Annotated in this window: 26 protein-coding genes; 12 read left to right on the top strand and 14 right to left on the bottom strand. The window is 55.8% G+C overall.

The annotated features are described in order from the left end of the window. A partial coding sequence (locus tag CMO10_RS01120; protein WP_297018503.1) for an EI24 domain-containing protein occupies nucleotides 1-608 on the bottom strand: 608 nt, incomplete at its 3' end. 531 nt (nucleotides 609-1,139) lie between these two features. Beyond that, a complete protein-coding gene (locus CMO10_RS01115; RefSeq protein ID WP_297018502.1) occupies nucleotides 1,140-1,853 on the bottom strand; it encodes a LolA family protein in 714 nt (237 codons plus the stop codon). A gap of 230 nt (nucleotides 1,854-2,083) precedes the next feature. Between CMO10_RS01115 and gshB the strand changes: the two genes are divergently transcribed. Then, complete coding sequence (gene gshB / locus CMO10_RS01110; protein WP_062957088.1) at nucleotides 2,084-3,028, top strand: glutathione synthase; 945 nt, start codon at nucleotides 2,084-2,086, stop codon at nucleotides 3,026-3,028. 94 nt (nucleotides 3,029-3,122) lie between these two features. Here gshB and CMO10_RS01105 read toward each other — a convergent pair whose 3' ends face one another. Then, a complete protein-coding gene (locus CMO10_RS01105) occupies nucleotides 3,123-3,416 on the bottom strand; it encodes a cupin domain-containing protein (RefSeq protein WP_297018500.1) in 294 nt (97 codons plus the stop codon). Nucleotides 3,417-3,662: 246 nt separating this feature from the next. On the opposite strand from CMO10_RS01105, the gene CMO10_RS01100 reads away from it, so the two are divergent. Together CMO10_RS01100 and CMO10_RS01095 are read left to right on the top strand one after the other, a co-directional pair. Further along, nucleotides 3,663-5,120 (top strand): alkaline phosphatase D family protein, encoded by a 1,458-nt coding sequence (locus CMO10_RS01100; protein WP_296996906.1) that lies wholly within the window; start codon nucleotides 3,663-3,665, stop codon nucleotides 5,118-5,120. 51 nt (nucleotides 5,121-5,171) lie between these two features. After that, nucleotides 5,172-5,801, top strand: coding sequence for a glutathione S-transferase N-terminal domain-containing protein (locus CMO10_RS01095; RefSeq protein ID WP_297018498.1), 630 nt, complete (start codon nucleotides 5,172-5,174; stop codon nucleotides 5,799-5,801). Nucleotides 5,802-5,967: 166 nt separating this feature from the next. Here CMO10_RS01095 and CMO10_RS01090 read toward each other — a convergent pair whose 3' ends face one another. Beyond that, nucleotides 5,968-6,534 (bottom strand): carboxymuconolactone decarboxylase family protein, encoded by a 567-nt coding sequence (locus CMO10_RS01090; RefSeq protein ID WP_297018496.1) that lies wholly within the window; start codon nucleotides 6,532-6,534, stop codon nucleotides 5,968-5,970. A gap of 116 nt (nucleotides 6,535-6,650) precedes the next feature. On the opposite strand from CMO10_RS01090, the gene CMO10_RS01085 reads away from it, so the two are divergent. The 3 genes from CMO10_RS01085 to CMO10_RS01075 all read left to right on the top strand — a co-directional run bounded on the left by CMO10_RS01085 (nucleotide 6,651) and on the right by CMO10_RS01075 (nucleotide 8,196). Then, nucleotides 6,651-7,250, top strand: a complete 600-nt coding sequence (locus CMO10_RS01085; protein WP_297018494.1) for a TetR/AcrR family transcriptional regulator — start codon at nucleotides 6,651-6,653, stop codon at nucleotides 7,248-7,250. 106 nt (nucleotides 7,251-7,356) lie between these two features. Beyond that, complete coding sequence (locus CMO10_RS01080) at nucleotides 7,357-7,593, top strand: hypothetical protein (protein ID WP_297018493.1); 237 nt, start codon at nucleotides 7,357-7,359, stop codon at nucleotides 7,591-7,593. Between the two features lie 120 nt (nucleotides 7,594-7,713). Beyond that, nucleotides 7,714-8,196 (top strand): GNAT family N-acetyltransferase, encoded by a 483-nt coding sequence (locus tag CMO10_RS01075; protein ID WP_297018491.1) that lies wholly within the window; start codon nucleotides 7,714-7,716, stop codon nucleotides 8,194-8,196. 27 nt (nucleotides 8,197-8,223) lie between these two features. On the opposite strand, the gene CMO10_RS01070 is transcribed toward CMO10_RS01075, so the two are convergent. After that, nucleotides 8,224-8,703: a MarR family winged helix-turn-helix transcriptional regulator gene (locus tag CMO10_RS01070; protein WP_297018490.1), complete on the bottom strand. Its 480-nt coding sequence runs from the start codon at nucleotides 8,701-8,703 to the stop codon at nucleotides 8,224-8,226. Nucleotides 8,704-8,823: 120 nt separating this feature from the next. Between CMO10_RS01070 and CMO10_RS01065 the strand changes: the two genes are divergently transcribed. From CMO10_RS01065 to CMO10_RS01050, 4 genes are all read left to right on the top strand, one after another. Then, complete coding sequence (locus CMO10_RS01065) at nucleotides 8,824-9,297, top strand: VOC family protein (protein ID WP_297018488.1); 474 nt, start codon at nucleotides 8,824-8,826, stop codon at nucleotides 9,295-9,297. A gap of 67 nt (nucleotides 9,298-9,364) precedes the next feature. After that, the gene (locus CMO10_RS01060) at nucleotides 9,365-9,802 is read left to right on the top strand and encodes a YybH family protein (protein ID WP_297018486.1); all 438 of its coding nucleotides are present in this window, start codon (nucleotides 9,365-9,367) and stop codon (nucleotides 9,800-9,802) included. Between the two features lie 37 nt (nucleotides 9,803-9,839). Next, nucleotides 9,840-10,247 (top strand): VOC family protein, encoded by a 408-nt coding sequence (locus CMO10_RS01055; RefSeq protein WP_297018484.1) that lies wholly within the window; start codon nucleotides 9,840-9,842, stop codon nucleotides 10,245-10,247. 99 nt (nucleotides 10,248-10,346) lie between these two features. Further along, nucleotides 10,347-11,858: a YifB family Mg chelatase-like AAA ATPase gene (locus tag CMO10_RS01050; RefSeq protein ID WP_044830247.1), complete on the top strand. Its 1,512-nt coding sequence runs from the start codon at nucleotides 10,347-10,349 to the stop codon at nucleotides 11,856-11,858. 32 nt (nucleotides 11,859-11,890) lie between these two features. On the opposite strand, the gene CMO10_RS01045 is transcribed toward CMO10_RS01050, so the two are convergent. From CMO10_RS01045 to CMO10_RS01035, 3 genes are all read right to left on the bottom strand, one after another. Next, nucleotides 11,891-13,000 (bottom strand): MBL fold metallo-hydrolase, encoded by a 1,110-nt coding sequence (locus CMO10_RS01045; RefSeq protein WP_297018481.1) that lies wholly within the window; start codon nucleotides 12,998-13,000, stop codon nucleotides 11,891-11,893. 42 nt (nucleotides 13,001-13,042) lie between these two features. Beyond that, nucleotides 13,043-13,393 carry a cyclophilin-like fold protein gene (locus CMO10_RS01040; protein ID WP_297018480.1) on the bottom strand — a complete coding sequence of 117 codons (351 nt, stop codon included), beginning with the start codon at nucleotides 13,391-13,393 and terminating at the stop codon, nucleotides 13,043-13,045. 200 nt (nucleotides 13,394-13,593) lie between these two features. After that, the gene (locus tag CMO10_RS01035) at nucleotides 13,594-14,340 is read right to left on the bottom strand and encodes an SDR family oxidoreductase (RefSeq protein ID WP_297018479.1); all 747 of its coding nucleotides are present in this window, start codon (nucleotides 14,338-14,340) and stop codon (nucleotides 13,594-13,596) included. Between the two features lie 296 nt (nucleotides 14,341-14,636). On the opposite strand from CMO10_RS01035, the gene CMO10_RS01030 reads away from it, so the two are divergent. After that, nucleotides 14,637-15,587: an AraC family transcriptional regulator gene (locus CMO10_RS01030; RefSeq protein ID WP_297018478.1), complete on the top strand. Its 951-nt coding sequence runs from the start codon at nucleotides 14,637-14,639 to the stop codon at nucleotides 15,585-15,587. A 22-nt stretch (nucleotides 15,588-15,609) separates the two neighbouring features. Here CMO10_RS01030 and CMO10_RS01025 read toward each other — a convergent pair whose 3' ends face one another. The 5 genes from CMO10_RS01025 to CMO10_RS01005 all read right to left on the bottom strand — a co-directional run bounded on the left by CMO10_RS01025 (nucleotide 15,610) and on the right by CMO10_RS01005 (nucleotide 18,600). Then, complete coding sequence (locus CMO10_RS01025; protein ID WP_297018476.1) at nucleotides 15,610-16,197, bottom strand: class I SAM-dependent methyltransferase; 588 nt, start codon at nucleotides 16,195-16,197, stop codon at nucleotides 15,610-15,612. A 133-nt stretch (nucleotides 16,198-16,330) separates the two neighbouring features. Next, complete coding sequence (locus tag CMO10_RS01020) at nucleotides 16,331-16,627, bottom strand: hypothetical protein (RefSeq protein WP_044829994.1); 297 nt, start codon at nucleotides 16,625-16,627, stop codon at nucleotides 16,331-16,333. A 75-nt stretch (nucleotides 16,628-16,702) separates the two neighbouring features. Further along, nucleotides 16,703-16,996 carry a hypothetical protein gene (locus CMO10_RS01015; RefSeq protein ID WP_044829995.1) on the bottom strand — a complete coding sequence of 98 codons (294 nt, stop codon included), beginning with the start codon at nucleotides 16,994-16,996 and terminating at the stop codon, nucleotides 16,703-16,705. Between the two features lie 116 nt (nucleotides 16,997-17,112). Continuing rightward, nucleotides 17,113-17,604, bottom strand: a complete 492-nt coding sequence (locus CMO10_RS01010; RefSeq protein ID WP_297018472.1) for a GNAT family N-acetyltransferase — start codon at nucleotides 17,602-17,604, stop codon at nucleotides 17,113-17,115. A gap of 255 nt (nucleotides 17,605-17,859) precedes the next feature. Further along, nucleotides 17,860-18,600 carry an SDR family oxidoreductase gene (locus CMO10_RS01005; protein ID WP_297018471.1) on the bottom strand — a complete coding sequence of 247 codons (741 nt, stop codon included), beginning with the start codon at nucleotides 18,598-18,600 and terminating at the stop codon, nucleotides 17,860-17,862. Between the two features lie 125 nt (nucleotides 18,601-18,725). On the opposite strand from CMO10_RS01005, the gene CMO10_RS01000 reads away from it, so the two are divergent. Continuing rightward, nucleotides 18,726-19,643 carry a LysR family transcriptional regulator gene (locus CMO10_RS01000; RefSeq protein WP_297018470.1) on the top strand — a complete coding sequence of 306 codons (918 nt, stop codon included), beginning with the start codon at nucleotides 18,726-18,728 and terminating at the stop codon, nucleotides 19,641-19,643. Here CMO10_RS01000 and CMO10_RS00995 read toward each other — a convergent pair. After that, nucleotides 19,629-20,135 (bottom strand): SRPBCC domain-containing protein, encoded by a 507-nt coding sequence (locus CMO10_RS00995; RefSeq protein ID WP_297018469.1) that lies wholly within the window; start codon nucleotides 20,133-20,135, stop codon nucleotides 19,629-19,631. The two genes, CMO10_RS01000 and CMO10_RS00995, sit on opposite strands and share 15 nt — an antisense overlap. Nucleotides 20,136-20,229 lie beyond the last annotated feature (94 nt).

The raw sequence follows: 20,229 nt of genomic DNA, 5'->3' as shown, positions 1-20,229 counted from the left end.
GGCGCGACCAGATTGACCACCGGAATGGTCATCAGGAAAGTTAGCGCGATACCGGCAACCCAAAGTTTTTTCTGGCGGCTTTTGCGAATGGTTTCGACGGTGCGCGCATCATATCGGCGCGCGGCAACCAGTTCAAAATATTCGCGCGACAGAAGATAGCCGTTCATGGTGTAGAAGGCGATAATATAAAGCGGCCCTGCCAGAAGAAGCGGCAAAATCAGAATGTTAAGTGCAAGGGCGGTCAGTGCGAATTTAAGACCGCTGATCAGGGCTTCGGAAATGGGCTGCGGGCGGGTTTCGGGCAGGGTCGGGTAATGCTTGTCTTCGACCGCGTCGGCAATCTGATCAAGCAGCAGACTTGAAATCAGAACTGTGGCCGCAGGGAACAGCAAAATCACCAACAGGGTCAGGCCGATGCCCAGCAACCAGTCGACGGCCTTTTCAAGCCAGCCACCATCGGTGAAAAAGGTTACCGAACTCAGGCCAAACCAGATCAGGAACCAAAGACCAATAATGGTCGCAAGCGCACCGGCAACACCGATCAGAACAACTTTGCGAAAACGCGGGTCGGAAAATTGTGCGATGGATTTCAGAAAGTCGTTGATCATCGAACGTGTCGGTCCTGTTCAGTCTTGTGTCGATCATTCCCGTATCGGGAAGCATGCCTGCTATTCTAAGGGTAAAACCCTAGGCAATTAAAATTAACAGCCCGTGAAATCCTTATCAGAAGACGGGAATTTTCACCAATCGATCCTGAATGATTTTTGTCATAGCGTGCAGGTTAGGCAAAAAAAAGGCGTCCGGCCAGGGGGGAGAACCGGACGCCAGCGCTCCGATGATCTGGAGCGTGAGGAAAGGTAGGGGAGACCTTTTCCTCACACGGGGTTCCCGTCGTTTAGGGGAACCTTGTGACAGACTCATATATAGGAAGCGATCCGGCCTGCTGCCATGGGGTTGAGCCCGAAACAGGCACAAATTTTTATCGTTTAAAATGATTCCAAACCGTTGGTCATTTCATTACGAGTTCACAATAATTTCCACGCATATGCCAAGCAGTTGAATCAGAAAATATTCTTGATCCGGCAGCCGTTTACGGCCGGGAAACATCGGTTAAGAAGTGACGGGAAAAATTTCTGTGCTCAACTGCCGCGCTGTGGCCAGACGCGTTCAAATTTGAACAGTTCCGGGTCAAGCTGCATGCCTTCTTTGGTATTAAACAGCGTCACCGTGGTTTCAATCCCGGTCGGGTCGGTGACGATCCATTGACGCAGCTGCATCGGCTTTTCGGAAAAGACCAGAGTTACGCTGCCCGCCCCCGGATCGGATTTGCGCACCAGCGTGACGCGGATGGTTTCGGCCGTGCGGCGATAATCGACAATCCGGACCTTGTCGGTCAGCGAGATGTTTTCAGCCAGAATGATGCCCGCCGGGGTTTCATCAATGTCGATATAGGTCGGCGCGTTGATTTCCTTGTCATAATAGATGAAATCATGACCGGTCGCGACCAGCAGGATCTGTGCGGGCGGGTTATATTCAAACCGCATCTTGCCGGGGCGTTCCATGAACAGTTTGCCTTCGGCCGCACCGCCATCCGATGAAATCTGCACGAAATCGGCTGTCAGCGTGGTGATCCCGGCGAGATAGTCTTCGATCTTTTTGACAATCTCGGGGCTAATCTGGTCGTTTGACTGGGCGGTTGCCGGGCTTGGCAACAGGGTCAGACTGGTCAGGGCACCAAGACCGACGGCGGTGGCAAGCGCGCCAGCGGCCAAAATGGCGCGGCTTTTCTTGCCAAAGGATTTCCAGAGGGTGGATTTCCGAAGCGTCTTGGGTTCTTGGGTCAAACGGGTCATATGCCTTGTTGCCGTAACAATTTGTTGATTGCAATCATGGCGATTGCAGAAGGTGAATGGCGAATGATAAAAATCGAGCCATCTATTACGCGAAATACATATCGCATCATTTGGCCGGGAAGGCCAGCCGGGTCAAGCCATGCCCGCAAATGACCTTATTTGGCCGGTTTGGGCCATATTTGCGGAGTAAAGACCGGCTTGATCAACGGTCTAAAGGAGAACGCTTTATAATGAGCCGTATCGTCGCCATCCAGATGGACCCGATTGAAAGCATCGACATCAAGGGGGATTCCACCTTTGTCATGGGCCTTGAAGCCCAGGCGCGCGGATATGAACTTTTGCATTATCATCCCGATGACATGTTCTATGACCGGGGCCGGATCAAGGCGGAAGTCCGCCCGATGACGCTGCGGTACGAGCATGGCAACCATCATGATCTGGGGGCACCGCGCGTGATTGATCTGGCGCGCGAAACTGACGTTATCCTGATGCGTCAGGACCCGCCCTTTGACATGAACTATATCACGGCGACCCATCTGCTTGAGGCGATCCACCCGGAAACCTTCGTGGTCAACCATCCGGGCCATGTCCGCAATGCGCCGGAAAAGATCTTTGTCACCGAATTTCCCGATCTGATGCCGCCGACCCTGATCACGCGGTCCGGCGCGCGGATCAAGGATTTCCGCGAAGAATACAAGGACATCATCGTCAAGCCGCTGTTTGGCAATGGCGGGGCGGGTGTGTTCCACCTGAAACCCGGCGACGAGAACCTGAACTCGCTGCTGGAACTGTTTGCCGCCCAGTCGCGCGAACCGTTGATGGTGCAGGCCTATTTGCCCGATGTGCGCAAGGGCGACAAACGCATCATTCTGGTCGATGGCGAACCGGTGGGGGCGATCAACCGTGTCCCGGCCGAGGGAGAAGCACGGTCAAACATGCATGTTGGCGGTGTGGCCGAAAAATCGATGCTGACCCCGCGTGAACGCGAGATTTGTGATCGCATCGGCCCGGAGCTCAAGAAACGTGATCTGATCTTTGTCGGGATCGACGTGATTGGCGATTACATGACCGAAATCAACGTCACCTCTCCGACAGGCTTGCAGGAAATCAACCGGTTTGACGGCTCCAAGCTTGAAGGCCTGATCTGGGATGCGATCGACAAGCGTCTGGGCTAAGTCTGCGCCAAGTCAGGCTTTTAAAAGTGCTTTGAGACGAAAACGGGCAGGTGTTGATCACCTGCCCGTTTTGTTTGCAAGCCGGTAAGGCTTGTTATTTGGCTTCGATCTCGACAAAGGTGATCGGGAAATCATTTTCGTTAATCACGTTGTGCGCAACCCCGGTCTTGCGGGAATAGGACTGCCCGGCTTTCATTTCCGACGGAAACGTTGTGCCATCGTCGTTCACAATGGTCAGGGTTCCCGTGGTCATCGGGACCACGACATAATCCATGCCATGGACGTGGTCGCCGGTTTCCGATCCCGGGGGGAAATGCCATTCGGTCACCCGGAAGGTGTCATCATCGACCTGAACGGTGGGAATGGCTTTGGGGCGCTGTGTTGTCATGGGGCTTTTCCTGTGTGTGGCGTTATTACTGCAAGACCAAAAAAGACTAACGTATTCGGGCATTTAATCAATTGCCGGTCTTTGGAAGCCTTTTGTCCATGATGCTTTTTTGTTCGAAATTCCCGGCCCAATTGATTTTAATCGTTGGCACGGATCGCACCCGGATGATCAGGTCCTGATCCAAAGGGAACCAAAACCGCGATCAAACGTATGATTTAAGGGCAATTTTGGCAGGTTAGAAAGCGCATGACGAGTACCGAGGCGAAAACACTCAGCGATCAGAATCTTTTCGGACCGTTTCTGTTCGCCCGGGGCGCTGACACCAGGACGGTGAAACTGGCCGCACTTGTGGTGGCGCACGAAGGTGCTGAAATCCCCGAACTGCGCGCAAATGGCCGTGATGTTATTGCCCCGACCAAGCTGGCAACCCTGTTTGGCCGAAGCTATTGGCGGTTTGACTTTGAACTGCCGAAAAGCCGCACTGCGGGATATAGTTTCGGAAACGAAACATACGAGGTTTGCACGGATCTTGGGGATGATCTTCGCATCGGGTTTGTATCGTGCAATGGTCAGGAAGACGGTGATCTGGACCGGCCGCTTGAAGATCGAAACGCACTTTGGGCGGATCTTGGGCACGAACACGCCAAGCAACCCTTTTCCCTGTTGCTGCATGGCGGTGATCAGATTTATGCCGATGGCGTCTGGCACTGTCATCCCGACATCATTGCCTGGGACAAGGCCAAGCGGCGCGAACGGATGGCGACCGGCTTTTCCGATGTCATGCGCGATGCGGTTCTGAAATTCTATCTGGATCATTATCTGGCGATTTATGGTCAACCCCAGATCAGCCACATGCTTGCACGGGTACCGTCGCTGATGATGTGGGATGACCATGACATTTTTGATGGCTGGGGCAGTCACAAGAAATGGTTTCAGGGCACTGCAGTCGCCAGGGGCATGTTTGCCTGCGCACGGGAGGCCTTTTGCCTGATGCAGCTTGGCTGTGCGCCGGATGAGCTGCCCAACATGGTAATGGACCGCGATGGAAAAAGCCTTGCCTGGCGGGTTGATTTCCCCGGTGTGACGATCATCGCGCCGGATTTGCGCTCGGAGCGCACACCCGATGCCATCATGGGCGAACATGGCTGGCGCGATGTGCCCAAGGCGCTTGAAACGGTGCCGGATGGCAATCGGATTTTGCTGATGTCGAGTGTGCCGGTGATCGGGCCGCGATTGTCACTGGTCGAGATGATGCTGCATCTTTTGCCCAAGGCCCAGAAATACGAGGATGACCTGCGTGATCAGTGGCAAAGCCGCTGGCACCGCCGCGAGTGGTGCCGGTTTCTTGAGCTGATCGAACAGGTCGCCAATGACCATGATCACGAAATCACGCTGCTTTCGGGCGAAATTCATGTGGCAACGCGCGGCACCTTTGAAACACGGGGCAAAACCATCCATCAGCTGGTGGCATCGGGTATCTCGCACACTGCACCACCGGTGACCTTTGCGCGGGCCCTGGGGCTTTTGGCGTGGATCGGGGACAACCCGCTTCCGGACCGGCCGACAAAGTTAAAACCGCTGCCTGAACGCAAAGGTACCTATTGTGCGGCGCGAAATTACCTTACACTGTCACGTGACGATACCAACTGGCATGCGAACTGGCATCTTGAAGGGATCGGCTGGACGCCGGATTTACGCATTTGACGGTGTTCATGGACCCAAGGGATATCAGCTGATGGCAAGGGGCTTTGGATCATGATGCAGCTTTATTACGCGCCGACTTCACCCTTTTCGCGCAAGGTGCGTGTTATCCTGCGTGAACTTGGTCTGGAAAAACAGATCAGCGAAATCCTGATTGATCCGTGGACGGATGAAGCGCTGCGCGCCCATAACCCGCTGTCAAAGGTCCCGACCCTGATCCTTGAAGACGGCATGGCGGTTTTTGAATCCGCCGTGATCTGTGATTATCTGGATCAGCTTGCCAAATCCCAGGGCATTTCAGAGGGCGTCATCCCCGAAAGCGGCCCGGGCCGCCTGAGTGCCCTTAAATGGCAGGGACTGGCCGATGGCATGATGGCGGCAACAGGGCGGCTTTATGCCGACTCAAACCGCGAAGACAGTGATCGTTCCGAAGTCGTAATGGAACGACAGGCACAAGCCATCACCTCTGGCATTGCGGCGATCCTTGACGGTCTGGCAAGCCTGCGCACCGAGGCGCCCCATCTTGGCACCTGGTCGGTGCTGGTGGCGCTTTATTACATTGATTTCCGCTGGCCGGATCGCCGGTTTGAGATTCCGGTGCGGGTACGCGACTGGATGGCGATCATGTCCGAACGCGAATGCTTTACCGAGACGACTTTTCACCTGCCACATGATGATGACTGACTGGCCTACCAACGGTTGGGATAACGGTCAGGTTTGAGATCAGAAAAAAAGCACCGCCCGTGGACAAGGCGGGCGGTGCAGGACAACGCAAGGATATGGCGCAGGGGGATGGGGGAAACTGTCCACGCCGATCATGTGCGTTGATAACAGGTTGAGGCAGACGCAATCAGGCGGCCTTTGCGCCGGATTTTTCCCATGCAAAACGCTGGAACGGTTCATCAACCGGGGTTTCGGCAACGTGGTTGATGTAATTTGACATCACTTTCTGGGCCAGACCCAAGATGATCTCAAGCACCTGCTGCTGGGCGTAACCCGCTGCATAGAAGGCATCGAGCTGATCGGCCGTGACATTGCCGCGCCCGCGGGTTATGGCAAGGGTGAAGGTACGCAGTGCTTCAAGCTTTTCGGAGGCCAACGGGGTTTCATCGCGCAGCGCATTGATGGTGTCAGCATCGATTTTCATCATATGCGCAATCGCGGTATGGGCCGGAACGCAATAGTGGCAGCCATGCTCGACATTAATCGTCATCCAGACAACGGTCAGTTCATCGGCATCGAAGCTTGTCTTCTGAAACAGGCCGTGCAGGACCTGATAGCCTTCAAGCACAGCCGGGGCTTCGGCCATGACACCGTGCAGGCCCGGGATCATGCCAAAGGCATCAAGGGAGTTTTGCAGAAGCGGCTTGGAATCGGCCGGGGCGGACTCTTTGTCGTGAATTTTGAAGTCGGACATGGCGTAATCTCCAGAATTGTTGAGTGATTGCTCAATAACGATNGGCCGACGCTACCTTGACGATTTGACATTGGCAAGTTATTTTTGAGTGACTGCTCAATAAACAAGGAAATATNGTGGCGAGACCAAGCTCATTTGATCGNGAAGATGCNCTGGCNAATGCGCGNAACCTGTTCTGGCGCAAGGGGTTTCATGCGACCTCGCTCAAGGATATCGAAGCGGCCCTGTCGCTTAAGCCCGGCAGCATCTATGCCGCCTTTGGCAGCAAGAAGGAGCTGTTTTCCGAGGCGCTGAACTATTATTCGCGCGGTGTCGAAGACGAATTTCAGGCCTTTCTGGCGCAATCCGACTCCCCGCTTTCGGGACTGATCGGCTATGTGCGCAGCATTACGCAGGGCGGCATGAACAAGATGCCGTCAAATGCCTGCATGGTATTCAAGACAGCCCTTGAGCTGGCCAATGACGACTCCGATCTGAAAGACCTGGCCGCACAGAAACTGGCTGGCATGGCCAAACTGTTTGCCGGGGCCTTTGAACAAGCCCGTGCAAAAGGCGAAATCGCCCCGGATGTCGATCCGCATCGGGCCGCGCTCAAGTTGCAAACCAGCATTACCGGCCTGCGCGGCATGATCGAAAGCGGCCTCCCGGCGGATGACGTACAAAACCTGATCGACGATATCATTGCGGACATGGAACGTTTGCGGGTGGCGCATTGAGTCCCCATCTGCATTGATTGGGTGCGACAAACGCCATCAGACGTGCTATCGCCCCACCTTAACGCCCCATCCTAACGCCAGAACCGCGAACGGAACTGCAAAACAAATGACCGAACCGACCATTACCAAAGCCATGCGCGAACGCGCCTGGGTCCGCGCCGAACGGATTGAGGGCGAAGACCCCAAGGAAGTCCGCAAGCACGCGGCCAGTGGCATCACCATGAAAAAGGCCAGCTTCGGCAAGTTTCGCAATTTCGGCTGGACCGTGGTGAATGAAGAAGCCGTGCCCTGCCGCAAGGAATTCCTGCCGCCGCGTGAAACGGATACCGACGCATCGAAATAACTGCCTATCGCAAATGTGATGGGCGATGCCGTCGTGGTGAATTGACACGGCCGGTGATGAAGGGCGCTATGAACCGATGGTTCTTGCGCCTTTTTTAATGCCTCAACTGGTTTTGCCCCGATGACACCCCGAACTGACTCGATTTCGTTTGGACAACTTGACGATGTCGCGCCCGTGACCCTGATTGCCCATATGTCCGATCCGCGAATGGCCGACCATATGCCGTTGCTTGACGGTCCATGGGATCAGGATGACGTTGCGAAGTTTCTAACCGCCAAGCAGGCCTGCTGGAAGCGGGATGGTCTGGGGCACTGGGCGATCTTTCTCGGCCTCGAGTATGTCGGTTGGGGCGGTTTTCAGAAAGAAGGTGATGATTGGGATTATGGTTTGGTGCTGCGCCCCGAATGGTTCGGGCTTGGCATGGCGATCACCAAAAAGGCGCTTGATTTCGCCCGATCTGATCCCCGCATTCCGTCGGTCACCTTCCTTTTGCCGCCGACCCGCACCAAGCTTGGGGTCCTAAGGCGCATTGGTGCTGTTGATGAAGGAACGACTTTTCTGCACGGGGCGTGCTTTCGCAAATTCAGGCTAAAAACCAGATAACATGATCGCGTGAAACAGAAGTCGGAGTTAATCACCCGGATCCCGAGACAGGTTGGTTAATGCCGCGAGAAGCTGTTTCGGGTCGGACTCAGCGACCTGGTTTTCCAACTGATGCTGCGTTTCCTGCCAGATCGGAAAGGCGCGCGCCAAAAGCGCCATACCATCCGAGGTCAATGCAAGAAGACGACTGCGTCTGTCATTGGGATCGGGGGCGATTGTTACCAAACCTCGCCGTTCAAGCGGTTTGAGGTTGGCGGTCAATGTGGTGCGATCCATCGCCAGAAGATCAGCAACATCTTTCATATGCGGTGGGTGCGGCCGGTTTAGCGACATCAAAAGCGAATATTGCCCACTGGTCAGATCAAGCGGCCGAAAGGCATCGTCGAACCGCCTGGCAATGGTGCGCGCTGCGCGCCGGACATGCAGGCAAAGGCAGGAGTCCCGAACCATTATGGTGTCGGCAAACGGGACCGTCTGATCGTTATGGTTGAAATCTTCTTTTGACATGGATAAATTATGTTGATATCAACGTATTTGTCAAACGGGAAAATCATAATTTACTGATAAATGCGCCGTTTGATCGTCGCCGCCGAACAGACACATTCTGCCAGGCAAGGAGGATGCCCCATGCAGAAGATCAGCCCCTTTTTGTGGTTTAACCAGACTGCAGAAGAAGCCGTGAATTTTTATGTTTCGGTTTTCGCCGATGCCAAAATCGGCGAAATCATGCGTGCAAGTTCCGCTGGTCCCGGCCCGGAGGGCAGCGTTCTTACCATTCGTTTTGAACTTTTTGGTCGGCAATTTACCGCCTTTAACTTTCCCTCAGATTTCGAGTTTACCGAAGCTGTTTCCTTTGTGGTCGATTGCAAGGACCAGGCAGAGGTCGATTACTACTGGGATTGCCTGTCTGAGGGCGGAGAACCGCGCGATTGTGGCTGGGTCAGGGATCGGTTTGGTGTGTTTTGGCAAATCACCCCGACCCGCCTGATTGAGCTGATGACGGACGCGGACCCGGTCATCGCAGCACGTGCGGCGAGTGCCATGATGACCATGCAGAAAATTGATATTGCCGCGCTTGAACATGCGGTCGCGAACGGCTGACCGATCTGGCTCCGTTTCGCTGCAACGACCAAATCCCCCTTGCACCACCACAGCCAGGATAATTCTGATGTCAGAAAAACAAGCCAAGGACCGTCAGGCGATTGCTAATCTTTTTGATCGTTGGGCGACGGCCAATCGCGACAAGGATATCGATGCGATCATGGAGCTTTATCACCCAGATATCTGTTCCTATGACGCGGCTGGACCGCTGCAATTTACCGGTGCCACCGATTACCGCGCCCATTGGGAAAAATGTCTGTCCCAAGATTCTGAGATGGTTATCGAGATTCAAACACCAAACATTCGCGTCTCTGGTCATCTTGGTGTTGCGCACTTCCTGATCCGTTGTGGCATGCGCGCACAGGATGGCAGCGAACAGGCAAGCTGGATGCGTTCAAGCACTCATCTTGAAAAGCGCGACGGCCAATGGCGCATCGTGCATGAACATTTTTCCGTGCCGTTTGACTTAGAAAATTGTCAGGCCCAGTTCGGGCTTGAACCATAAGTCGCCCCACCGATCCTCTCTTGCGAAGGAAGCCCCGATGAAAGTGATCAGCTATTTGAATTTTGACGGCAATTGCTGCCCGGCAATGGAGTTTTATCAATCTGTTCTGGGGGGTGAACTGATCGTCGTTCCCTATGGCGATACCCCGATGGCCGGTGACATGCCCGATATGGCCGACAAGATGGCGCATGCCTGCTTGGTCGGTGATGGCTGGAACATCATGGCCTCAGACTGCCCACCGGGTAACTTTGAGGCGATGAAGGGCATGAACATCTCGATTCATGCGCCGACCGCTGCCAAGGCCCGCGAGTATTTCGATGGTCTTGCCGTTGGTGGCACTGTGATTATGCCGTTTGAAGAAACCTTCTGGTCGAAGGGGTTTGGTCTGGTGAATGACAAGTTCGGCACGCCCTGGATGATCAATACCGATATGGGCCCGGCATAGGCAGTCACTGACTGCCAAGCCACTGTCGCTGAACGATATGTTGCCTTGATACCTATTTCCCGTCAAAGTAATGCAACTTTGGGTTACGGGGGCGGCCAATTGACAGCGCGGGTTACGACAGTTGCCTTTGCCGGGATTGAAACCATACCGGTCGACGTTCAGGTGCAGATGGCAAGTGGTTTGCCGGCCTTTACCGTGGTTGGCCTGCCCGACAAGGCGGTGTCCGAGGCGCGCGAACGGGTGCGATCTGCGCTTTCGGCCATGGGTCTGGCCCTGCCGCCCAAGCGGATTACCATCAATCTCGCCCCGGCCGACCTTTTGAAGGAAGGATCGCATTTTGATCTGCCGATTGCGCTGGGTATCCTCGCCGAGATGGATGTCATCGGCCATGACGATATCGAGCGGTTCCTGGTGCTGGGCGAATTGGGGCTTGATGGCAGTATCACCAAGGTGGGCGGGGTTTTGCCCGCCGCCATGGAAGCCGGAATGCAGGAATGCGGGGTAATTTGCCCAGAAGCCAACGGGGCGGAAGCACTTTGGGCCGGTGATCTGGAAATCCTGGCGGCCCCAAGCCTTGTCCGGCTGATCAATCATTTCAAGGGCACGCAAATTCTGCCGCGGCCGATCCGCCGCGATGCGGATGAGATCAATGATTTCCATGGCGATCTGCGCGATATCAAGGGGCAGGAAAGTGCCAAACGCGCGCTTGAGATCGCGGCAGCCGGTGGCCATAACCTTTTGATGTCGGGCCCGCCGGGATCGGGGAAATCGATGCTTGCCGCGCGCTTGCCGGGTATTCTGCCCGATCTTGATGCCAGACAGGCGCTTGAAACCACGGTCATTCATTCGGTGTCGGGCATGTTGCCAGAAGGCGGCCTGATCCGAACCCGCCCGTTCCGGCAACCACATCATTCAGCCTCGATGCCAGCCCTCGTTGGCGGGGGCCATCGGGTGCGGCCGGGCGAGATCTCATTGGCGCATAATGGTGTGCTGTTTCTTGATGAATTACCGGAATTTCAGCGCAATGTGCTTGATGCCCTGCGCCAGCCGCTTGAAACCGGGCAGGTGTCGGTCGCGCGCGCCAATGCACATGTGACCTATCCCGCACGCGTGCAGCTGGTGGCGGCAATGAACCCGTGTCGCTGTGGTTATCTGGGCGATAACGAACTGGCTTGTACCCGGGCGCCACGTTGTGGCGAGGAATATCAGGCAAGGCTTTCAGGACCCCTTCTGGATCGGTTTGATATCCAGATCGAAGTCCCGGCGGTCAAGCCCGAAGACCTTGATTTACCGGGCAAAGGCGAAACCAGCCAGACGGTGCGCGAACGGGTGTTTCTGGCACGCGAACTGCAAATGTTACGATATAAAAACGAAAACATCTCAACCAATGCCGAGGCCGATGGTGAAACCCTGCAAAATGCCGCCGGGCTTGATGCGGATAGCCGCGGATTGCTGCAGGATGCCGCACGTCAGATGAAGCTGTCAGCCCGCGGATATCACCGGATTCTGCGGGTTGCCCGCACGATTGCCGACCTGTCAGGCAGTGGTGCTGTCAAGCGTGGCCACATCGCCGAGGCGCTGAATTACCGCCAGATGGTCTATCGCCGCTAAGCTCCTGCCTGCATTGACAGCAAACCGAAGTCTTACTGATCTTCCCACCAGCGCGGGAATTCCGGCAATTCTGCATCCAGATCAACCGGCGCGCCGATGAGTGGCGTGACGAGGTGATAGGATTTGCCTTCGCTGGCCGCAGCAAAGCGATCAAACGGTTCTTTCCAGGAATGGTTGGAAATGGCGAATTTGCCAACATGGGCCGGCATAAGGGCCTTGGTACCGAGTTCCTCGGCCGCAATGGCGGCTTCTTCCGGGGTCATGTGGATATAGGCCCAGCTTGGATTATATTGGCCGCCATCAAGGGCGACGAGGTCAAAGCCGCCGAAATTTTCGCCGATTTCGGCAAAGTGCGGGCCATAGCCGCTATCGCCGCTAAAGAACAGGCGCTTGTCATCCGAGATCAGCGCGAACGCCACCCAAAGCGCCTGATTGGAGGCAAACAGACGGCGGGTATAGTGACGGGCTGGCAGGGCATGCAGGGTCAGGCCCGGATCAAGCGTCAGGCTTTCATTCCAGTCCAGCTCATGGATCTGGCCTTCGTCATAGCCCCACATCTTGAAATAGGCGGCAATGCCCAGTGCGACGACCGCATGGCGGGTTTTGGGGCGGAGTGCGACAACCGCATCGTAATCAAGATGATCCCAGTGTTCGTGGGTGATCAGAAGATAGTCGATGTCGGGCATGTCATCGGCCATGTAGGGCGTTGCCCCGTCAAAGGCCTCGTTGGTAAAGGGCACAGGGGCGGCGTAGGTCGCAAAGACAGGATCAATCAGGATCGATCGCCCGCCAAGCTGGACATAAAATGACGAATGCCCCAGCCAGATGACGATGTCGCGGTTGATATCAAGCGCCTTGAGGTCGATCTTTTTGCTCGGCAACGGGTTGGCCGGGCGCAGATCGTCAGGCTTGGCTTCCGTCAGGTTACGCCACACCATGCCAAGGAAACTGACATCCTCGGTAAAAAGCGGGGTGTCCAGCTGATTGCGAAATTCGCCGTCAACATAGTTGGGCGAGGCCGCGACCTTTGCACTGTGCATATCCTCGGTCGACGGGCCGAATTTCGGATGCTGCAAAAAGGCGCAGCCACCCCCGGCAAGAACGATTGCGAGTATTGCCACAAAGAAGATCATTTTCGTCATGTGTCGGTCCCGTATCGCTCTTTGTCAGGGGAATTGAAAGGATCAGTCGCCGGACTTTTCGATCTGGATCGTGCCGGAAAGGGACGTGATCTGATCCGCGCCAGAAACGGCGTGGCCCAGCTCATACAGGCCCGAAGCAGAGCCAAAGCCCTTATAGAACATCACGACATCGCCCCAGGGCGCGTAATAGGCAAGTGTGCCGACATTGGCCTTTTTCACAAGCGGGGTGTCGCTGGTTGCGAGTTTGTTTGGCGGATAGAAGATCTTTTCAAGTCCGCCATAATCCTCGACCTCAATCGTCATCGGCAGCTGGGCATAAAGCTCCTTGGAGGCCGTGCTGTCATTGAGTTCATAGGCAATCGAAACGCCATTGGTGCTTACGGTGATTTGCATGGGTTTATCCTCCGTCGCGTTGGCCGGCACGACAAGACAGAGCAAAACTGCCAACAGCGAAGCCGTGGCAGTACAGAATGAGCGTAGATGTCTCATGGTGTCTCCTGTCTTTTCCGGTCAGAGCACGGACGTTTTGTGTGGGGAAGTGGCAAGCGCATCCCGGCGATCAGACCGGGATGCGAATTGTCGAACGGCGATGCTTACTGGGTCTGAACCGTCGGGCGGAACAGGATTTCGTTCACATCGACATCTTCGGGCTGGGAAATCGCAAAGGCGACCATGCGTGACATGGTGCTGGGCGGAACACCGATATCATTGACGATGTCGGTCACGGCTTCGGCCAGACCCGGCTCAGTAATGTGGCTGGTCAGTTCGGTCGAAACCGCACCCGGCGAAATGGTGGTGACACGGATGTTGTAGTCTTTGACTTCCTGACGCAGGCCTTCGGAAATGGCGCGCACCGCATGTTTGGTTGCGCAGTAAACGGCACCCGTAGCAACGGTGATGTGACCATAAACCGACGAAACGTTGATGATCTGGCCGGATTTCTGCTCCTTCATGTAAGGCAGGGCGGCGGCGATGCCATAAAGCGTGCCCTTCATGTTGACATCAATCATCTGGTCCCATTCATCAACGCGCAGGCTTTCCAGCGGGGAAAGCGGCATCAGGCCGGCATTGTTAAACAGGACATCGACCTTGCCAAAGGTTTCCTTGGCGGTATCGACCAGTTTCTGAACGTCTTCGCGTTTGGTGACATCGGTTGCAACGGCAATCGCTTCGCCGCCGGCATCCTTTATTTCCTTGACCAGCTTTTCCAGACGGTCGGCACGGCGCGCACCCAGCACGACTTTCGCACCTTGGGCTGCAAGATCGCGTGCAGTGGCTTCGCCCATGCCGCTCGATGCGCCGGTGATGACAAGCACTTTACCTGAGATGTTCTCGGTCATTTTCCTGCTCCTTGGTTTTGGCGGGATCCGCAATGGCGTGGATCGAAATGTCCGCGCCCGGACCCTGCACCAGAATTTCATCGGACCCGCCACAAATGGCCGATCCCGTTTTTGATGTTGCCGATTGTACGCAACTTCGCGTGCGGGCGTTAAAATGATCCTGCGGAATTCTTGCCTATTCCTCCTTATATAAAGAGCATCGTGTTGCCGTTCTGTTTGCCGCTGTGCTAAAGAATGATGACAAATTCCAAAGGGTGAGACTTGCGGTCCTGCCCGAAACCAAGAGAGTTCCGGCGATGGTCGATATCGCAAAACAGACATCCAGCAAGCAGCCAGAGACCAGTGGAAAGTCACAAGAAAACCGTGAGTTTCCGGGGCTGGCAGGGCGCATAGCCAAATGGGCGGCGGGTGAAAATGCCGTCGAGGGCTTGCTGCCCGGATTGACCCTGCATCGCTGGGAAATGCCGACGGCCCAGACCAGCTATATGCTGGCACCAAGCATTTGCCTGATCGGACAGGGTCGTAAACGCGTGATGCTGGGCGAGGATGTTTTTGACTATGACGCCAACCAGTTCCTGATCACCTCGGTCGATCTGCCGGTGGTGTCAAATGTGTTGGAGGCGAGTGTTGAAAAACCCTATCTCGGCCTGACGCTTGACCTTGATATCCGGATGATGGCGCAACTGATCACCAATTCGGAAATGCCCTTGGCACGCCCGCAGGTCGACCGTCGCGGGATTGCGACAAGTGCGGTGTCCGATCCGTTGCTTGATGCGTTTAACCGCCTGCTTGATCTGATCAATACGCCGCGCGATATCCCGGTTCTGGCGCCGCTGATCAAACAGGAAATCTATTACCGGCTTTTGATGGGCGAACAGGGTGCAAGGTTGCGTCAGATCACATCATCGGAAAGCCACAGCTATCAGATTGCGCGCGCGATTGACTGGCTTAAGAAAAACTATGATCAGCCCTGCAAGGTCGAGAATCTGGCAGATCTGGCGGGGCTGAGCAGCTCGGCCTTTCACAACCATTTTCGCAATATCACCGCGATGAGTCCGCTTCAGTTCCAGAAACGCATGCGGCTTAATGAAGCACGGCGTTTGATGTTGCTGGAACGTATGGATGCCTCCACAGCGGCCTTTGAGGTCGGCTATGAAAGCCCGTCGCAGTTCAGCCGCGAATATAGCCGCCATTTCGGCCTGCCCCCGTCGCGCGATATCAAATCGCTGATGCAGGCGGCAGAGTAGGAAAAACTGTTTTTGTAGGGACTCAGGCGGTCTGGAGGATGTCCGGGCGGCTTTTACGTTCGATCTTGTAGACCGACGAGGGCGGGACATTGCGGACCGTGGTGCCGATGCGCGTCGCCTGCAGATCAAGGCGGGCCAGAATGGCAGATGGCACCGGACAGCGCGGGCCATAGGTGAACTGGTAAAACGCGCCGTCTTCGCGCAGATATTCAAAACTGCCCGATAAAATCCCCATGATCTGACGCGGCTTCATCGACAAAAGCGGCAGGCCGCTAATCGCACTTGCCAGTTCGCCCGGACCAAACAGGCCCTGGCGGCCCAGCCGGCAGGCATCCATCTGCAAAACGCGGGCCTTGGGATACCGTTCTGCCAGCAAGCGGGAGAAATCCGGTCCGGCTTCGATCAATGTCAGATCATCCTGCGGCACACCGCGATCAAGTAAAGCACGCGTAAACACACCCGTCCCCGGTCCAAGTTCCAGAACCGGGGTGTTGTGCGCGGTGACTTCGGACGTGATCAGCCTTGCCAACGCCGGGCTTGAGGGCGAAATGGCTGACACTTTTCTGGGATCGGTGACCCAGGCACGAATAAACGGCAACAAATCCGACATCGACTGGCCTGTTTTGGTTGCGAAGAAGGCGGCATTAGTGAGCGCGCCCTTTATGTCGCTACAGGTGCATGTTTGTGTTCATTTTGCGAAATGCCACCCCGCCGGTTGCGAGGTGGCATTTTTAAACACGTGATCAGGCAGCGCGATTGCGGCGCAGGATGTCGATGATTTCGGCCTTGTGCGGGTCGGCATGAAAGGCATCGGCCATGATCATGACACCCTTGGTGCCGTCATTGGCCTCGATCATGAACAGGGTTGCCTCGTCACCGGGATCGGTGCCGTGGTCGGTGCTGTTGGAATGGACAAGGCGTAGCTCGTCGGGGGTATAGAGCTTGCCGGTGCCGTCACTGCGCACACCGTCTTCCTCGGCCATGAAATGATGTTCAAAGCCGTGGTCTTTTGCGTTTGCCTGAAGATCAGCCAAGGTCATTGCGGGCCTCCTTGATCAAAATTCCTGATATCTAAGGAACGCAATGACCGGCTGCTTGTTCCGGAGGTAGTCGCGCTATCCTTGCTTGCGGCGCAAATGATCGACCAGTTCGGCCTTGTCCGGATCGGTGTGGAAGCTGTCGGGCACGATCAGCATGCCGCGCGTGCCATCCTTGGCCTCGATCATGTAAAGCGTGGCATCGTCGCCCGGATCGGTGCCGGCATCAACCGACCGGCAATCAATGATGGTCAGGTCATCGGCGTGATAGCGGGTTTCACGGCCATCACAGGTGACGTGATTGTCCGATGCGCTGAAAACATGGGAAAAGCCGCGTTCGCGGGCGAGATCCTGCAGTTCGATCAAATTCATGGGGGCCTCCGATCTTGTGCGTTGGGGTAGGATAACCATCCTAGCAAAGATCGGGGCCAATGGTATTGCGCAAGCGCAAAACAGTCCAAATGGGCGGGCGAAAACCACCTAAAACCTTACGAAATCTGCATTTTCATGCCTTCGTGGCTGGCGACAAAACCGAGCCGTTCATAGAAGCGATGGGCATCCTTGCGGGTTTTATCGGTGGTGAACTGCAAAAGCGCCGCACCTAGTGATTTCGAAATCGAAACGGATTCAATGATCAGCTTTTCGCCAATTTTCTGACCGCGCGCAGAACTCGCCACCCGGACCCCTTCGATCTGGGCGCGCAGCTGTCCGCGACGCGACAGTCCGGCAATCAGGGTCAGTTGCAAACAGCCGACAATATCGGTGCCTTGAACGGCGAGCAGGTATTTGTTGGGCAGCGCATCGGTCGATTGGGATTCCATGCCATCAAACGCGGCGTAATAGGCATCGGGCAGCGGATCGGTAAATTCCTCGCGGGTTTTGCCTTTTTCGTCATCGGCCAGAAGGGCGACGATGGCGGGCAGGTCATCGCGGGTGGCATAGCGAAACGTGATGTCGGCAGCTGCGGTGGTGTTTGACATTAAAATCCCTTTCCTGATGGCGGGACATCATGGGCAAAGCTCGGTGATTGCACAAGTCGCCAAAGGTCTGGGATTGTTCACTTTTGGTGTATGGGGTGGCCGCCAAATGGCAATGATGCCGCCTGCTGGTGTGTCAGGCGACATCATTGCGTGTACTGCAGGAACCGTCAGAAGAAACCGGCACGGGGATGGGGGGATGATGCCGATTCCACGCCAAGGATTCCCGCAATCATATGGACCAACGCAGCTTACGGTTTAAGCCAAACCGCCATTGGCGCGGATGGTCTGACCGTCGACCCAACCGGAATCCGTTCCGGCCAGGAAGGACACCACACCGGCGATGTCACCCGGTTCCCCAAGCCGTTCAAGCGGCGGCATTTTGGAGAACTGGGCGATCTGCTCATCGGTCTTGCCACTCAGGAACAGTTCGGTTGCTACCGGCCCGGGGGCGACGGCATTGACCGTGATCTGGCGACCGCGCAGTTCCTTGGCATAGACGGCTGTCATGGCTTCGACCGCGGCCTTGGTGGCGTTATAGACGGCATAGCCCGGCAGTTTGAGGTGAAGGGCTGTGGTCGAGAAATTGATCACCCGGCCATGATCACGCAGATGCTTGGCCCCTTCGCGCAGCATGTTGAAGGTGCCACGCACATTGATATCCATCATCGCGTCATAGGTGGCGTCATCCATGTCGGCAATCGGCGTGGTCATCATGACGCCGGCATTATTGACAATGACATCCACCCCGCCAAATTCGGCGATTGTCTTGTCAAAAAGGGCTGTGACCGCATCCGGGCGGGCGATATCGGCCTTGACCGCAAGCGCCTTGTGGCCCTGGGATTTCAGGCTTTCGGCCAGTTCCTCTGCGGCCTTTGCAGAATTGGCATAGTTGATGACAACGGCAAAGCCATCGGCTGCCAGACGCTTGGCGAGGGCTACGCCAATACCGCGCGAGGCGCCGGTGATGATGGCCGTTCTGTTTTCATTGGCAGACATAGAAAGTCTCCTGGGTGGCTAAGGGGGCCTCAAGGGCATGGCCCGACTATGCCCAAGATGACTTTTCGGATAATTAGCCTATATTGGAATTGATTATTCGAAATCAGATAACAATAGGCGTGTGGATGGACCGGTTTGAGGAAATGCGCAATTTCGTGCGCGTGGTGGAGCGCAAAAGCTTTACCAAGGCCGCCAGTGATCTTTTGGTCCCGCGTGCGACCATGACCAACTCCATCCAGCGTCTTGAAGAGCGGCTGGGCACGCGGTTGCTGGAACGTACAACACGCACCGTCAATCCGACCCATGACGGGGAAGCCTATTATCAGCGCTGTATCAGGATTCTCGCCGATCTTGAAGAAGCCGATGGCAGCTTTACCAATGCTGATCCCAAGGGATTGTTGCGCGTGAACCTGCAGGGCACGCTGGCGCGGACCTTTATCATTCCGGCCCTGTCGGATTTTCGGGGTCGCTATCCGGGGATCGAGCTGGTGCTGGCCGATGGCGACCGGTTTGTCGATTTGGTGCATGAGGGCTTTGATTGCGTGCTGCGCAGTGGTGATCTGGCGAGTTCATCCATGATCGGGCGGCGCTTGGCACTTTTGCATGAGGCGACTGTGGCAAGCCCGGACTACTTTGCGCGTGTTGGCATGCCCGAAACAATTGATGACCTTAAAACGCAGGGCCATCAGATGGTCTGTTTTCTGTCGGGTGCGGATGATCAGCCGATCCCGCTTGATTTCATGGTGGATGGCAAGGTGTGCGAGGTCATGCTGCCGGCGAGCATTTCGGTCACCGGGGCGGATAGCTATGCCGCCTGTGCCGCCGCCGGATTGGGGATCGTACAGGTGCCGCGCTATCGCGTGGCCGAGGACCTCAGATCGGGCAAACTGATTGAAATCCTGCCGGATTGCCCGCCGGATCCCATGCCGGTTTCGATCCTTTATCCGCAAAACCGCCAACTTTCGGTGCGGGTGCGGGTGTTTGTCGACTGGCTGAGCGCACTTTTCGCGAAGATCGATTTCGCTGAGTCAGTCCGGGTTTGACTGGTTGGCAAGCAGTTTGATCCGGTTTCGCAATGAAACCAGATGCGCCTGCCAGTAATGGGTCATCATCGGCTTGAAGCGGTTGTTATTCAGGCCATTGCGGCCGGGATGGGCCATGGAAAGCTTTTCAAGGCCCAGATGTTCAAGCGTGATGCGGGTGTAGTCGCCCTGAGCGCTAAAGCGGATATCAACCAGTGTTGCCGGTTCTTTTGCGTCGGCCATCGGCCATTGCCATTCAAACGCAAGGCGCTTGCCCGGTTCCCATTTGGTGACCTTGCCGGCACGGACGATGAAATCGGGGCGGCGTTTATCGACTTCCTGCAAATAGCGCACGCCATCACTTTCGCCAAATTCCATGATGCCCGGACGATTGCCAATCAGGCGGTTGCGCGGCCCCTGCTTCCACCAGTGATCAATCTCAGCTGTGAACTGTTCAAAGGCCGTGGCGGCGTCACATTCAACGCGAAGTGCAACAAAGGTTTTGGCTGACATCGATCATCCTGTTTAACAGCAACGCCGCTGGTTTGGCGGGCAACGATCTTTCTTTTGCAGAAAGCCCGCATGCGGACAAGCAAAACCCGACCCG

This window comes from Thalassospira sp. (assembly GCF_002709775.1).
Classification (GTDB): Bacteria; Pseudomonadota; Alphaproteobacteria; order Rhodospirillales; family Thalassospiraceae; genus Thalassospira.
This window is presented reverse-complemented; position numbering and strand designations above follow the sequence as displayed.

Bases quoted from the DNA above. Each gene is read 5' to 3' on its own strand.
- CMO10_RS01090 (WP_297018496.1), bottom strand. From the start codon at position 6,534: ATGTCCGACTTCAAAATTCACGACAAAGAGTCCGCCCCGGCCGATTCC.
- CMO10_RS01080 (WP_297018493.1), top strand. From the start codon at position 7,357: ATGACCGAACCGACCATTACCAAAGCCATGCGCGAACGCGCCTGGGTC.
- CMO10_RS01095 (WP_297018498.1), top strand. From the start codon at position 5,172: ATGATGCAGCTTTATTACGCGCCGACTTCACCCTTTTCGCGCAAGGTG.
- CMO10_RS01060 (WP_297018486.1), top strand. From the start codon at position 9,365: ATGTCAGAAAAACAAGCCAAGGACCGTCAGGCGATTGCTAATCTTTTT.
- CMO10_RS00995 (WP_297018469.1), bottom strand. From the start codon at position 20,135: ATGTCAGCCAAAACCTTTGTTGCACTTCGCGTTGAATGTGACGCCGCC.
- CMO10_RS01015 (WP_044829995.1), bottom strand. From the start codon at position 16,996: ATGAATTTGATCGAACTGCAGGATCTCGCCCGCGAACGCGGCTTTTCC.
- CMO10_RS01040 (WP_297018480.1), bottom strand. From the start codon at position 13,393: ATGCAAATCACCGTAAGCACCAATGGCGTTTCGATTGCCTATGAACTC.
- CMO10_RS01065 (WP_297018488.1), top strand. From the start codon at position 8,824: ATGCAGAAGATCAGCCCCTTTTTGTGGTTTAACCAGACTGCAGAAGAA.
- CMO10_RS01100 (WP_296996906.1), top strand. From the start codon at position 3,663: ATGACGAGTACCGAGGCGAAAACACTCAGCGATCAGAATCTTTTCGGA.
- CMO10_RS01115 (WP_297018502.1), bottom strand. From the start codon at position 1,853: ATGACCCGTTTGACCCAAGAACCCAAGACGCTTCGGAAATCCACCCTC.
- CMO10_RS01005 (WP_297018471.1), bottom strand. From the start codon at position 18,600: ATGTCTGCCAATGAAAACAGAACGGCCATCATCACCGGCGCCTCGCGC.
- gshB (WP_062957088.1), top strand. From the start codon at position 2,084: ATGAGCCGTATCGTCGCCATCCAGATGGACCCGATTGAAAGCATCGAC.
- CMO10_RS01105 (WP_297018500.1), bottom strand. From the start codon at position 3,416: ATGACAACACAGCGCCCCAAAGCCATTCCCACCGTTCAGGTCGATGAT.
- CMO10_RS01020 (WP_044829994.1), bottom strand. From the start codon at position 16,627: ATGACCTTGGCTGATCTTCAGGCAAACGCAAAAGACCACGGCTTTGAA.
- CMO10_RS01030 (WP_297018478.1), top strand. From the start codon at position 14,637: ATGGTCGATATCGCAAAACAGACATCCAGCAAGCAGCCAGAGACCAGT.
- CMO10_RS01075 (WP_297018491.1), top strand. From the start codon at position 7,714: ATGACACCCCGAACTGACTCGATTTCGTTTGGACAACTTGACGATGTC.
- CMO10_RS01045 (WP_297018481.1), bottom strand. From the start codon at position 13,000: ATGACGAAAATGATCTTCTTTGTGGCAATACTCGCAATCGTTCTTGCC.
- CMO10_RS01035 (WP_297018479.1), bottom strand. From the start codon at position 14,340: ATGACCGAGAACATCTCAGGTAAAGTGCTTGTCATCACCGGCGCATCG.
- CMO10_RS01025 (WP_297018476.1), bottom strand. From the start codon at position 16,197: ATGTCGGATTTGTTGCCGTTTATTCGTGCCTGGGTCACCGATCCCAGA.
- CMO10_RS01010 (WP_297018472.1), bottom strand. From the start codon at position 17,604: ATGTCAAACACCACCGCAGCTGCCGACATCACGTTTCGCTATGCCACC.
- CMO10_RS01000 (WP_297018470.1), top strand. From the start codon at position 18,726: ATGGACCGGTTTGAGGAAATGCGCAATTTCGTGCGCGTGGTGGAGCGC.
- CMO10_RS01070 (WP_297018490.1), bottom strand. From the start codon at position 8,703: ATGTCAAAAGAAGATTTCAACCATAACGATCAGACGGTCCCGTTTGCC.
- CMO10_RS01055 (WP_297018484.1), top strand. From the start codon at position 9,840: ATGAAAGTGATCAGCTATTTGAATTTTGACGGCAATTGCTGCCCGGCA.